The organism is Halocatena marina, from assembly GCF_023276375.1.
Classification (GTDB): domain Archaea; phylum Halobacteriota; class Halobacteria; order Halobacteriales; family Haloarculaceae; genus Halocatena; species Halocatena marina.
Genome location: NZ_JALLPK010000001.1, coordinates 1,295,891 through 1,309,595, shown reverse-complemented (window position 1 = coordinate 1,309,595; position 13,705 = coordinate 1,295,891). Strand labels below are relative to the sequence as shown.

Sequence of the window (13,705 nt, the reverse complement as noted above, 5' to 3'; positions counted from 1 at the left end):
CCACGTGCGAACTTAGCAATCATTCAGTTGACGTACCAGTGTTACAATTGAAAAAGTACTTCGGACTCGCTGTAAAAGGTGTAATCTGAATGTCTGTCGAAGTAATTGGTTTCCGTGCAGAGTGGTGTGGCCCGTGCAAACAACTGCGTCCAATTTTGGACGAACTTGATGAAGAATACGAGGATGTAGAGTTCTCGCACGTCGATATAGAAGAGGAGACTGAAACTGTGAACGAGTATAGCGTACAGGCCGTCCCGACACTGGTCATTCTGGGTAATGGTGAAGTACAGACACAGATGACTGGATTCCAGCAAAAAGAAACCATAGAGGAACAGTTGAGTGCTCTCGTTTAACGGACCACATAGAACGCTACCTCCACCACCTGCACTGGTCGTTAGATTGCTTGGTCAAGATTGTGGACGATACACGCAAGAGCGAGTTCACGGAACTGTTTCCACCAGCGTCGTGAACGGACGAACGCGCCGTACTTCCGCTTGAGCGTTGAGTTGACTGTCTCTGATTGACTCCGTTGGCCGTAGAGGTCGGCGTCTAAGCGTGCGTTCCATGCCTTGTGAAGCGATGTGAACTCACGATGCTTAATTAGTGGACGTATCTCGTGTTGACGGGCAAGCCGTCTGATTTTCTGGTCGTCGTACCCTTTGTCCCCGAGCAGGATGTCGATAGTCTCAGGGTTTCGTTTGATCAACGACGGAGCGATCTGGCTATCGTGTTTTCGTGTCGTCGTCACGTGTAAATCAAGGACAGCATTCACTTTGGAATCGACTAACAGTGTTACTTTGAGTTGCTGAATCGTGAGTTTGGCTCGTTTCGTGTAGTGTTTCGAGGCGTGACTGCGGTCGAATCCCGAAGCATCAATCCCCGCAACGCCGTTGGTCGGGAGCAGTGAAACAGAGAGTTTGAGCAGCACTCGCCAGACAGCCATATCGAGTCTATCGAACGCTTTGCACAGTGTTGATGGGGCAGGCAGTTCAGTGAGATTGATCGCGTTCCGAATACGGGGCATTTCAATGAGTTCGTCGAGGAGTATACGATAGGTCGTGTTCTTCCGAACCTTGAGACAGAGGAGAACGATGTGCTGATGGAGCGTGTAGCGTTGCTTCGAGAACTTCGAGGAGTATCGAGCTACGGCACGTTGCGCTAACTGAAATGCTTCCTCGACAAACCGGAGCAACCGAGACTTTGGGAGGGTCTGCATCTACTCAAACTACCGACTGAACCTGTAACTCACTAAGGATTTCAACAGAGTCTACTATAATCAAAAGCTGTCGATAGGCTCGACCGCTGTACTCAAAAGAAGCTCCCGCGAGAGCGGTGGCTAACATAGTCTTGTTGGCGACGCTGTCAGAGTACGTTCGGTCACGAGTACATCTCTCTGCCCAGTCACTTGCTATAATCTCGCCGGTGCTATAGCGTTCACTCAGTGTTTCGAGTGATGTTGCACAGTGAGACCATTTGTGAATTCCGTTCACTATATCAAGATTCATTTAAACTACTTTCAACTACGTTCCCGGTACTCACAGGGGATACAGACCGTTTATCGCCTGATCGATCAGCAGCGTCCGATCTTCCTTGAGAATTCACGAGTTCACACGGAACAAGGCTCTAGCACAAGATCTACAACCTTCGTGACGCCTCATTAATGATTATAGTCTGTTCTTTTAATCCCGAATAGAAAAATATGAGATGGTAGATCGAAGTATAGAATGAAAATATCTAATCATTAGTATCGTGAGGGATAGAAGTGATCACTCATCTTCAGGCAGGCAACTACCCTTCTCTCCATCTATTCTCGTGTCTAGCATGGTTCGATAAATCGATTATCGTACGCGTCGTTCAGTCACAATATTCTCAAGAAATCCATTAGATACGAATCCACCGACAACCACCCGATGACGAATTAGTCGGATCTGGACTTATATCAAACTCGTATCTTACAGCTAACGATCAAGAATAGCAATAGACTGGGATTCGGACTGATTCATACATTACTACGTCTGCTCACACGGAAAATTACTTCGAGGGAGATGGATATCGATCGACCACGTATCCTCCGTGAAAGTGCCATGCAGCAGCCGGAGTTGAGTCATTGTCAGTGGTCGAAACCGACGCTAATAGTTGGTACAGTGAGCGCTTTCGCTGACAGAGGAAACTCTGCGCAGTAGAATTTCCATTGTGGTGTTAGTCGTGGTTTCTCCCGTGTCGAGTAGATACTTTTACTTATTATCTACAATAGAGCGTGTGAATGATATAGTCAGATTGATAGAAACAGCTGTCGTGGCGACAACTGTCTCTTCGTGAAGAGTTCCAGTTTTCCGAACCATTACGAAGGTACGATTGTAATATCTGTCCTCGTTGACTGTTAAAACTCTTTGATATCGATTCAGAGTCTATCGAACGAGGACTGAATCAAGGGAAATCACTCAGTGTCGTCGAACTGTATTCTTCCAATAGATGAAAACAATTAGAAGTTCACTGCTTCTAATCATGTGTGGATATACGCCACTTGCGATGCATGTGGGCCTACCAAAACATAGTAATTAATGATTGTTCACGTGGCGAGCACGCAAACGTTATCAACAATACAATCCATCCGTTCTGTACTGCTGCTTCGGTGGGCTGTTCTGACGTCTCTCCTGCTGAAACTGCAAATGTCGATTACAGGCGTACATTCGTAATTTAGACAACCCATTCGTTGACTCCAAAAGCATTGAACTTACCTCAATAATGATTGCATTTGAGTCCTATCACGTTAGCAGTGTTGTACAACGCATCAATTATCTCGTCTTCTTTCTTCTGGATTCGACTGCGAGGTCCTGAAACCGATATAGCGCTTGTGGATGACACGCCGTCAGATATCTCTATCGGGATGCCAATAGCCCGAATTCTTCGCCGTCGCTCTTCGTCCTCGATCGAGTATCCACGCTCACGAGTTCTATCCAGCTCCTCAACGAGGGTATCGAGTGTCGTGATTGTGTTTTCTGTCGCTTTGGGAAGACCGTGTACGCTTACGATCTTCTCCACTTGTTCAGGCGACATCGTCGACAACATCGCTTTTCCGAGGGCTGTCCAGTGCATATTCGTAAATTGTCCGATCGGTGGGTTGTCGTATACCCCCTCGGGAGCTTCGGCTTTCTGTAAAAGGACCCGTTGTCCATTCTCCTCGACTCCCAGATTGGCGACTTCTTGTGTTTTTTCAGAGAGATCAGAGATTTCGTGCTTTGCTATTTGGTAGATCCGGAGTTTGTGTCGGGCGACTCCGCCGTGATGCAGAAATCGAAGTCCAATTCGGTAGTTCTGGCTCTCGCAGACGACGTATCCGATTTGCTCTAATGTTTTCAGATAAACGTGAGCTGTGCTGAGAGGTAGGTCAAGCTCGTTGCTTACCTCTGTCGCGGTTGCCACTTCGACGTCATGGAGGTATTCAATTATTTTGAATCCTGTTTCAACAGATTTGATCGAATTCCCTGAATCGTCATTTGTTGAAATTTTGTCCATGTTTGTGAATGCTACTGCTGAATAATATATTGGTAGGCTCTCGACTCACTCATCGTCACACAGTGTGCGAGTGAGGTGTCGTGATGACGACCACCCACAGTTATGAGCGTCGGTACAGTCAACCCGACTGTAATGCAGTGTAACTTATCGAATACGCATGCACTGATCGTGGGTGCAAGCAGAGGTATGGGACGCTCGATCGCCAACACCTACCTCGATAACGGCGCTGATGTCGCTATCGCGGCGCGCTCGAAGGATGATCTCGAAGAAATCGCCACGAACCGAGGCGAGAACTGCCTTCCAATTGAGTGCGATGTCCGTGATATAGACTCGATTGAAGAGGCCGTCGCTACTGCGACCGGTGAGTTCGACGATCTTGATGTCGTGGTAAACAGCGCAGGAGTACTCACGCGAGGACCACTTCACAAAGCGTCCGAGCGGGACTTGAAGGCCGTCGTCGACGTCAATCTCCTCGGGTCACTTCGCCTGAGCAAGGCAGTGCTTCCGTCTCTGATGGAAACTGGGGGTTCGCTCGTCCACATTACATCAGAAGCAGGATCTCGTGGGGTTGAGAATCTACCCGCGTACTGTGCAAGCAAAGGTGGCGTTAACACGCTCGTTAAGCAACTCGCCGTCGAGTATGGACCTCACGGTGTGTCCGTAAACGCGATCGCTCCAGGGACGACGAAAACATCGATGAACGAGACGGTCCGAGAAGAGGACCCATCGTGGGTCACGGATCGGGCGGAGAACATCCCACTCGATCGATTGGGAACCTTGGATGATGTGAGTAACGTGGCGTTGTTTCTCGCATCGGACGTGTCGGAATATGTATCTGGAGAGATTATCCATATTGATGGAGGAGCGACAGCCTGAGAGAACAGTCACACTTCCATTACGAACCACTATCCTTTCAGCGGGGGTGCTGAATATTTCGTGACGTTCTAATTGTGAATCGCTTTGGCCGCTTTCGTGCAAACTCCACTGGCATCCATTGTGCCCTGAAACATCCTGACCACTTTGTTATCGGGAGCGATGATCCACCGTTCGAGGCAGAGGTTGTGCTCATCGAACCACACGGCGCCCACGACGCTGTCCACCTTACGGCGAACGGTTAGAAGTTGATTGCAATCACTCAGCAGAACACCGTAACGGGACCCGAGACGAGCGTCTCCTCTGAGACACCACAACACAGTTGCTGTGAATTGATACCATCGTCATAGATACCAAAATGGCTGATCGTCAGTTCCAAACATCGCAATAGCGAGATTCACCGTATTTTGACCAAAGTCAAGATTGGAGTTGGCCACTACAAACCTCGTGTCTATGAAACCATACATCATATCAAATGTTCAATAGTATTGGTAATAGAGCAGAAATATCCGCTCATTATTGTTGGTCCATAACAACTCAAGGGTAGCTCTACTAACGTTCGTTCGTAATCGGTGAGTCCAAATCACTACGAGTCACCACCTGAGATCGGAAAACAGCCGTATTCAAGAGGTTTGACGACGGATGTGTCATACTGGGCTGTTACAAGCAGTTGGCACGGTTCGTACGGACACATTTAGAGACCACCATCAAAACAAGACTAAACGGAGACGATTCCAGTTGATGTTGATACTGCTTGTTTCATCGATGAATCGCTTCGATGATTGCGGAGTGTGGTGATTTCCACACATCAGAAGGTATGGGAGTTCGTCGTCTATAGGAGTCTTGAGAGTATTGGATTGCTCGCAGAAGCGACTACGCTAGAACACAGAATTAATGCCAATGTGGTCGATTTTCAGCAGTAATGAGTATTTACTTCTATATATTTCCATTTCAGATGTAAGTTGGAAATCTGACTTACAGTTTACAACCCATACTTCGGCATGCGTGTCGGCTCTTGTAAATCTGATTCGAGATGTTGTTGCATCGTCGAGATATTGTTCAGTCTCGGCATCCTGAACACGCAATCAGTAACCACAGTACTCATTCACATGTGTTTCTAGTGTATGAAAAGAATGTGCTCTTCGTACGTCGAAAATAGGCTTATCTTATTCATCGACAACATAATCGAGTGTAACAGTTGGATGCTTACCGTCAGTGTGAACCATGTCGATAGAAATGATCAATAGGTGGTATCAAGGCGACGACTCTCGAGTTTCGGTAATTAGACGATGAAAATATCTTCCCTGACACTCTGTGACCGACAGGGCTCTGATTGACCGGTCAAAACGACTGCTCACAATATAAAATACAGTCCGAGTAGGACATCCGTACAGACATATGGACGGTCATCATCTCCCTTGCAGATGGATACCGTGAAATCAGTTGCACACAATGCGTTGTTTTGTCTTCTGTGTGGTGGTCACGTCGGATTTATTAGGTTCCGCCGTATTCGTGTCTTCAGTCGAAGTGTATCGATCAGTTGTCCAGCTCCAAGCTCGACTGCTTGCAAGAGCGCGACAGCGGTAGGTTGCGGGTCATCAATGGAAACGAACGTGTGCTTTGGGCCAATAAATGACCGGAAAAATGGCCCGAACGCACGAAAGTCACCTTCCACGAGCCGGTGATGGAGCCAGTTAAGATCCCCGTACAGCAGGCGACGCTGAACAATATCCGTTCGATAGCTTTCCACCGGCTCTGGGCGCTCGCCACGCAACAGTCGGTAGTGAAGCCACGGGAAGTCAACGCCGCTGTTCATCGCGAGTGGGAGCGATCCCCAGTAGCGACCATTTATTTCAATGAGCTGGAATTCGCCATCAGGTTGTTTCATGAACTCGACCTGTGCTGGCCCGGTCCATCCCAGTAACTCAATTAGTGATTGTGCATATCCGTACATTCGCTGGTTCTGGACTCCATCGAGAAGCGTCGAGTTCCCCCCGCTTGGCGGATCAGTCCGCAGCCGTCGTTCCTGGAAATGTGCAAGGATTTCGCCCTCGTCAGCCAAGACAACAGTCGTCTGAGTCTCCCCAGGGACATATTCTTGAACTATCGGTGGATTCTCCTCAAACGCGTCGTTCGATGCGTGGAGTGTCTTGTAGGTCGATAGAAGTTCATCCGGCGAGCGGACGTAATGGGACTCACCGACGCGACTCAGCTTGTGGGTCCCATTTGCAGTCCATATGCTCTTGCTCCGTGATTTAATCACCGCAGGATACGTCAGATCATCCCTAATGTGATCGATCTTAGCCGGCGACTCCAGCGTGAATGTCGTGGGGGTCGGAACATCGAGCTCCGCAGCAAGATCGAACGTGTTCGCCTTGTTATACACAAGCGAGAACGTCTCCCAGTCCTCGGCGGCAACAATTGTGCCCGTTCGTTCGAGTTCGGCTTTATGCCGAGACAATAGCGCCGTCGTTTTGTCCGTGACCGGAACGACTGCGAAGTAGTCATTATCAGCCAAGTACGCTCGGAGATGGTCGATAAAGGCATAACAGTCGTCATCCGGGTCTGGGTGGATGTACACGTCCGTCGCATACTTCGACATCGGCCCGAGCGCAAACCGCCGATCCGCTCCGGCAGTGACACGGACGCCGTGTCTGCCAAGCGACCGAACGATACTGAGGGCCGACTGCCCATTGCTGTCGAGGACAAGAACACCATTCATGAGTGGTAACCCTTATTTTTCCGGATTTGGCCGCGATCACTCGCTGTTCGCTCGTGAATTACTCTCGGTACGACCTCTCCTGGTAACGCAATGTGTTGTCCGGGATGCAACTTTGTAATAGAGAGATTACTCCTGACTGGACATAGCATACCGCACGAAGAAACGACCTTGAGCAAGGAATTATTGATTCACCCTACCGACGCTGATGACCAATCGAAAGCCGACCGTAGGAGACACACAGCCGACGAAGAATCAGATGAGTGTGTATCCGCATCCACCAGAATGGGACTTGACCGGATGGTGTTTCGAGCGTGCTCCCACGTCAATCACGGGCTGTGTTATGTACGCATCATTTTTCGAACGCAGACGAATAACTAATTGATTTGATCTGATCCGATACCATTGATCTGCCTGTTTCTCTCGGAGTGATTATTCCCCTTTCGTCACAGAAGTATAAAAACCAATCATCCAGATCCAGTATATCAATCTAAATGCAATACATTAACTAATATATTCTACAGAGGATGAAATTATGTTGTTAGCGCCCAGTCAACTAGTGAAGCAAACAGCATGACAACAGATCTGCCAACTACGAAACGACGCACCTTCCTCCGTGCACTCGGTGGAATGGCCACACTCGGCGCTTCTGGGATCGCACTCAGTGACCGAGCGAAAGCAGCTAATCGGGCACCAAAGCGGTTTAGTGATGACCCGTTTACACTGGGAATCGCCTCGGGAGATCCGCTCCCTGATTCAGTCGTCCTCTGGACTCGACTCGCGCCAGAACCGCTCGAACCCAATGGAGGGATGCCCGATCTCCCTGTACCGGTACTCTATGAGATCGCTACCGACGAGGGGATGAACAATGTCGTCACGCGTGGAGTGACGTTCGCCACCCCACAATGGGCGCATTCGGTCCACGTCGACGTTGAAGGACTCGAAGATAACACAGAGTATTACTATCAATTCCAAGCCGGAAATAAATACAGCCCTATCGGACAAACGAAGACTGCACCCGCACCTGAAACGAGTCCAGATAGTTTTAGTTTCGCATTCGCGTCGTGTCAGTCGTGGCCGTCCGGCTACTACACTGCCTATGAGCACATGGCAGCAGACGACCTCGATCTGGTGATTCATCTCGGAGACTACATCTACGAGTATCCGATTTCACCGAGCACTGGCGAGCGCAGCACAGAGATTCCTCGTCGATTCAATACAGAGACCAATACACTCGAACAGTATCGTCTCCGCCACGCGCTCTATAAGACCGATGAAAACCTTCAAGATGCTCACGCCGCGTTCCCGTGGCTCGTCACGTGGGACGATCACGAAGTCGAAAACAACTACGCTGATGAGGTTTCAGAGAACGACGTTCCACCAGAGCATTTTCTAGAGCGGCGTGCAAACGCCTACCAAGCGTACTTCGAACACATGCCGCTACGTCCTTCGAGAATGCCGACGGGACCCGATCTCCCACTCTATCGGCGATTCACGTTCGGAGATCTCGTCGAATTCAATGTCCTTGACACTCGCCAGTACCGCTCCGATCAAACGTCATCCACTGAGGAAGCGAGCGATCCAAATCGGACACTTCTTGGAAATGTTCAAGAGGACTGGTTGATTGATGGACTCGCTCGTTCCGAGTCTCAATGGAATGTCCTGGCACAACAGGTCCCGTTCTCGGCAACGGATGAAAATCCCGACCCGGACGTTGAGAATTTCGGAGCTGGAGATAAATGGGATGGCTATCGAGCCGATCGAGACACTGTTCGTGATTTCATGGCCCAACAGTCAGATCTGAATCCCATCGTGATCACCGGCGATGTCCACCGGAACTACGTGTATAATATCAAAGCCGACTTCTCGAATCCTGACTCAGAAATCGTCGGTACCGAGTACGTTGGCACCTCAATCAGCTCCTCTGGGGACGGCTCCGGGATAACCGACTATGGTGGTACTCCAAACGAGCCGCATCGTCGGTTCTTCAACAACAATCGAGGATACGTGCGCTGTACGCTCACACCAGAGCAGTGGCAGACCGACTACCGCGTTGTCTCTGCTGTCACGTATCCAAATGCCCCGGTGAACACCCTTGCGTCCTTTATGACTGAAGCCGGAAATCCGGGGGCGCAACTGATTTCCGAACGACCCGAAGGGGAAGCCATCGAAATCACTGAAATTCAAGCAAACGCACCAGGAAGTGACGGAGAGAATCTCAACGGAGAGTTCATCACACTACAGAACACTGGTGATACAGAAATCGATCTTTCGGAGTTCATTCTCAGCTTCGAAGGAGGACATGGACAGAACTACACATTCAGCGACATTGCTCTCGGGCCGGATGCGACAATCACTGTCCGAAATGGAAGCGGCGAAGACACCCACACAACCGTCTACACCGGATTTACCGGCGCAGTTCTCAACAATAGCAATCCGGATACAGTTGTCATCGCCAATGATGAGAAAGTTATCCTCGATCAGGAGACGTACCCACCGAGCTGAATTCACACGTTCCAATAGTTGTCCGTCGCAAGCCACTGGCTGTGTCGCCAGACTCGATACGTCTGGCTGCTAACCAGCACACAGACGTGCTGCCGCTGTCAACCTGCCGTTGTCATTTTACCACCATCCATCTCATCAGTTAGATACGCTCCGTCTGCAACCTCTCTGTCTGTTGTATCTGACATTGAAATCTGCATCATATTCATACTAACTACCACATGTAAATAATGGTTACTGACAGTAATCGAATCAACGACGACCAGAGAGATTCGATCTACTCCCCGCACCACTGGTGGAACGACACGGAAATTATTGATGGGGGTACGATCCACGACGATATCGGTGCGTTGAGTTTTGTTCCTAAAACTGCCTCTTAGAAAATAGTCTATAAACTTCAGAAATTATTATATGGTGGTAATATATTGTATTAGAGTAACTCTCTAGAAGAGAGAGTATCGTACGCAATTCAGCAAAAGTCGTAGTGAAACGACAACCACCGCCATCAATAGCGGTCAGCCGTAGCAACCGCTATCAGCAGTCGAGAGACGACGTATGAGGCACGCACTAACAGAGATCAGTGCCCGACGACAGACAAACAAAACACAATGAAGCTCACACGACGCAGCATACTACGCAAGGCATCGACACTTCCAGCATTGACACTCGGAACGAGTGGATTCGCAGCGGCAGCAGACTGCAGCGGAATCACGCAGTGGCAGTCAGACGTCGCCTACACGGAGGGCGAACAGGTTGTGTACAACGACGCACTCTGGGAAGCGCAGTGGTGGACACAGGCCAACGAACCGGACACCAGTGATAGTGTTTGGGTGAAGATCGGCGATTGTGGCAGTGGAGGTGGAGATAATGAAGCCCCAACTGCATCGTTCACTACCTCGCCAGCATCACCAGCACCGGAGCAACAGGTATCATTCGACGCATCAGGCTCCTCTGATGCCGACGGCTTGGTCAACAGCTACGAATGGGATTTCACCAGTGACGGCACTACCGACACCACCGGACAGACGGCCACCCACACCTACACCACTGCCGGCGACTATCTGGTGACGCTCACTGTCACGGACGATGCAGGCGCAACTGCATCGAACTCAGCCACGGTCTCCGTGCAGACCGACGGCGGTGGGGGGACAACTAGTAACCGGGTCGTGGGCTACTGGATGCAGTGGGCACAATACGCGCGTGACTACGTACCGGCGGATATTCCAACAGACAAGGTCACCCACCTGCAGTATGCGTTCATGAAACCCGAATCAGATGGGAGCATCTCGGGATTGGGCGATACCTACGCTCAGCGATTCTTGTTTCCACAGTCCTACCATGACGTGACATCCTTTGGAGACATCGCCTCAAACACGGACGTCACGTGTCTCATCTCAATCGGTGGATGGAACGATTCGGGGAACTTCTCTGACGCCGCAAACACCCAATCGAGCCGCAAAACGTTCGCTGATGAGTGCGTTCGCATCATCCGAGAGGCCGGTGTCGACGGAGTCGATATCGATTGGGAGTACCCTGGGGGAGGTGGCAAATCAGGCAATACAGTGAGAGCTGGTGATCAGCACCGCTTTACGCTCTTGCTCGAAGAGTGTCGCTCTGCGCTAGATGCGGCCGGTGCAGACGATGGAAAAGACTATCATCTCAGTGTGGCCCTGACGGCAGATCCTTTGACTGCTGAGGGGATCCACGAGGGGAACGACGGACTCGAACACGGGCAGCTCTCGAACCTGCTCGATTTTGCCTCCATCATGACGTTCGATTACGCGGGCGCATGGGACGACTATTCGGCCCATCAGTCACCACTGCACCAGAACCCGAACAATCCGAACGAGAACGCTGCGGATTGGAACATCGAGTCTGGTTTACAGTACTACGTCGACAACGGCTGGGATCCATCTCAACTCAACATGGCCACGCCGTTCTACGGCCGAAGCTTTGCTAGCGTCCAAGCTCCAGACGGCTCGGGGAATAGCACCAACGACGGACTGTACCAACCGTTTAGTGGAACTGGGAGCGGGTCGTTCCCCCCGGACACGGAAACGAGCGGTATCTACGACTACTGGGACATCGCAACATCTGGTGGAGAGCGCGCAACGAGTCAGGTTGATCTCTCACAGCCAGGGTGGGAGACCATGTACGACGACACTGCCGTTAGCGCGTGGAGTTACAACACGGATCAGTCTCTCGTGCTCAGTCACGAGACACCCCAAACGATCGAGGAGAAGATGACATGGCTCTCGGACAGCAACTACGGCGGCACGATGATCTGGGCACTCTCACACGATACGGTCGATCACACCCTACTGACGAGGCTCAACAACACACTGCTGTGATCGGTGACGCGCGACAGAAAATCACTCCACGCGTGCCGATCGAAATCAGAGGTCGAGATGGGATGGAAATTCGATAGACACACTGAGCGGGCAAGAACGATCGAATCGTGAGAGAACTGGCGGGTATCTAGATCATCCACCGGTGCTGTTTCGCAGCAGCATCGCTCAGCAAACAGCGAATACGAATACAACACATCAATGAAGCTCACACGACGCAGCATACTACGCAAGGCATCGACACTTCCAGCACTGACACTCGGAGCGAGTGGATTCGCAGCGGCAGCGGACTGTAGTTCGTCCCCGACATGGGATGCCGCGACGCTCTATGCCGTAGGTGATCGAGTCCACCACTCAGATCAGAATGGAATCGAAGTGCTCTGGGAGGCCGAACTTGAGTCCCGAAACGCAGAACCGTCTCGGGACAGCGCCTACTGGAACTACGTCGGCGACTGTGGCAGTGGAGGTGGAGATAATGAAGCCCCAACTGCATCGTTTACTACCTCACCAGCAACACCAGCACCGGAGCAACAGGTATCATTCGACGCATCAGGCTCCTCTGATGCCGACGGCTCGATCAACAGCTACGAATGGGATTTCACCAGCGACGGCACTACCGACGCCACCGAACAGACGGCCACCCACACCTACACCACCGCTGGCGACTATCTGGTGACGCTCACTGTCACGGACGACGCAGGCGCAACCGCAGCGAGTTCCACCACAATCACCGTTCAGGCTGACGGTGGCGGCACTACTGGTGATTCGATGTTCGCACCGTTCGATCACATGACGACGAATCCAGAGACCAACCTAATCGATCACTATCAACAAGCTGGCAACGACGCTGTTGCGGCAGCGTTCGTCCTCTCTGACGGTAACGGCAACGCTGCATGGGACGGTGCAGCAGATATGCTCGTTGGGGAGGCTGGATTGGTGTCGGAGATTCAGGCCTATCAAGATCAGGGTGGCAGCGTCATCGTTTCTTTCGGCGGTGCAGTCGGGACGATGATCGCCCAGGACACGACTGACATCGCGAAGATCAAACGTGAGTACCAGAGGGTCATCGACACCTACGGCGTAACTCATCTCGATTTCGACATCGAATCAGCCGACGAAGCAGCGGTCGATCGGCGCAATCAGGCGTTAGCTGAACTTCAAGCCGAAAACACAGTACACGTCTCCTACACCTTACGATGTCAGACAACTGGACTCACCAGTCACGGCCAGTATGTCGTCGAAAACGCAAAGAGCCACGGAGTCGATCTCGAAACAATCAATATCATGACAATGAACTACGGTTGGGTCCCGCCAAATGCGAGCACGATCAAAGACTCAGCTACCGGGACTCACTCAGATCTAACGTCTATCTTTCCGAACAAATCATCGTCCGAGATCTGGGGCATGATCGGAATTACGCCGATGATTGGTGTCAATAATGTCGGAGGGACCCACGAGCTGGCGGACGCACAGGAAGTCGCTTCGTTCGCCCAGAACAAGGGCATCGGGTTTGTATCGCTCTGGTCCCTCGATCGGGACAACGGCGGCTGTCCGGACGGTTCCGTATCTGCCACCTGTAGTGGAATCTCACAGGACCCCTACGAGTTCTCGCACATCTACAACCAAGTACAGTAGAGTAGAGTTGAGCGTTTGGAGAAATACAATCAGAGCAACAGAGGAAGCTACTATGGGGCGATGAGAAATTCAATGAAGCCGTTCCCGGCGATAGTCGGGCTGTCCACGAATT

General features: G+C 51.0%; 9 protein-coding genes. 6 read left to right on the top strand and 3 right to left on the bottom strand.

Annotated elements, in window-relative coordinates:
* The first annotated feature begins 89 nt into the window (after window positions 1-89).
* A complete protein-coding gene (locus MW898_RS06020; RefSeq protein ID WP_248905466.1) occupies window positions 90-353 on the top strand; it encodes a thioredoxin domain-containing protein in 264 nt (87 codons plus the stop codon).
* Window positions 354-394: 41 nt separating this feature from the next.
* On the opposite strand, the gene MW898_RS06015 is transcribed toward MW898_RS06020, so the two are convergent.
* Window positions 395-1,216 (bottom strand): IS5 family transposase, encoded by an 822-nt coding sequence (locus tag MW898_RS06015; RefSeq protein ID WP_248905464.1) that lies wholly within the window; start codon window positions 1,214-1,216, stop codon window positions 395-397.
* Between the two features lie 1,523 nt (window positions 1,217-2,739).
* Window positions 2,740-3,516 carry an IclR family transcriptional regulator gene (locus MW898_RS06010; RefSeq protein ID WP_248905462.1) on the bottom strand — a complete coding sequence of 259 codons (777 nt, stop codon included), beginning with the start codon at window positions 3,514-3,516 and terminating at the stop codon, window positions 2,740-2,742.
* Window positions 3,517-3,702: 186 nt separating this feature from the next.
* Here MW898_RS06010 and MW898_RS06005 point away from each other — a divergent pair, with 186 nt between their 5' ends.
* Both MW898_RS06005 and MW898_RS06000 read left to right on the top strand, forming a co-directional pair.
* Window positions 3,703-4,392 (top strand): SDR family NAD(P)-dependent oxidoreductase, encoded by a 690-nt coding sequence (locus tag MW898_RS06005; RefSeq protein ID WP_248905461.1) that lies wholly within the window; start codon window positions 3,703-3,705, stop codon window positions 4,390-4,392.
* 74 nt (window positions 4,393-4,466) lie between these two features.
* Window positions 4,467-4,634: a hypothetical protein gene (locus tag MW898_RS06000; protein WP_248905460.1), complete on the top strand. Its 168-nt coding sequence runs from the start codon at window positions 4,467-4,469 to the stop codon at window positions 4,632-4,634.
* Between the two features lie 1,235 nt (window positions 4,635-5,869).
* On the opposite strand, the gene MW898_RS05995 is transcribed toward MW898_RS06000, so the two are convergent.
* Window positions 5,870-7,111 carry a carboxylate--amine ligase gene (locus tag MW898_RS05995; protein ID WP_248905459.1) on the bottom strand — a complete coding sequence of 414 codons (1,242 nt, stop codon included), beginning with the start codon at window positions 7,109-7,111 and terminating at the stop codon, window positions 5,870-5,872.
* A 570-nt stretch (window positions 7,112-7,681) separates the two neighbouring features.
* On the opposite strand from MW898_RS05995, the gene MW898_RS05990 reads away from it, so the two are divergent.
* From MW898_RS05990 to MW898_RS25520, 3 genes are all read left to right on the top strand, one after another.
* On the top strand, window positions 7,682-9,613 hold the full coding sequence (locus MW898_RS05990) for an alkaline phosphatase D family protein (protein ID WP_248905458.1): 1,932 nt from the start codon (window positions 7,682-7,684) through the stop codon (window positions 9,611-9,613).
* 605 nt (window positions 9,614-10,218) lie between these two features.
* Window positions 10,219-11,961, top strand: coding sequence for a glycosyl hydrolase family 18 protein (locus MW898_RS05985; RefSeq protein WP_248905457.1), 1,743 nt, complete (start codon window positions 10,219-10,221; stop codon window positions 11,959-11,961).
* A gap of 198 nt (window positions 11,962-12,159) precedes the next feature.
* Complete coding sequence (locus MW898_RS25520) at window positions 12,160-13,593, top strand: PKD domain-containing protein (RefSeq protein WP_277999761.1); 1,434 nt, start codon at window positions 12,160-12,162, stop codon at window positions 13,591-13,593.
* Window positions 13,594-13,705 lie beyond the last annotated feature (112 nt).

What these genes read in the sequence shown, in the direction of transcription:
- MW898_RS06020 (WP_248905466.1), top strand. Translation starts at nt 90, where the DNA reads ATGTCTGTCGAAGTAATTGGTTTCCGTGCAGAGTGGTGTGGCCCGTGC.
- MW898_RS25520 (WP_277999761.1), top strand. Translation starts at nt 12,160, where the DNA reads ATGAAGCTCACACGACGCAGCATACTACGCAAGGCATCGACACTTCCA.
- MW898_RS06015 (WP_248905464.1), bottom strand. Translation starts at nt 1,216, where the DNA reads ATGCAGACCCTCCCAAAGTCTCGGTTGCTCCGGTTTGTCGAGGAAGCA.
- MW898_RS06010 (WP_248905462.1), bottom strand. Translation starts at nt 3,516, where the DNA reads ATGGACAAAATTTCAACAAATGACGATTCAGGGAATTCGATCAAATCT.
- MW898_RS05985 (WP_248905457.1), top strand. Translation starts at nt 10,219, where the DNA reads ATGAAGCTCACACGACGCAGCATACTACGCAAGGCATCGACACTTCCA.
- MW898_RS05990 (WP_248905458.1), top strand. Translation starts at nt 7,682, where the DNA reads ATGACAACAGATCTGCCAACTACGAAACGACGCACCTTCCTCCGTGCA.
- MW898_RS06005 (WP_248905461.1), top strand. Translation starts at nt 3,703, where the DNA reads ATGGGACGCTCGATCGCCAACACCTACCTCGATAACGGCGCTGATGTC.
- MW898_RS05995 (WP_248905459.1), bottom strand. Translation starts at nt 7,111, where the DNA reads ATGAATGGTGTTCTTGTCCTCGACAGCAATGGGCAGTCGGCCCTCAGT.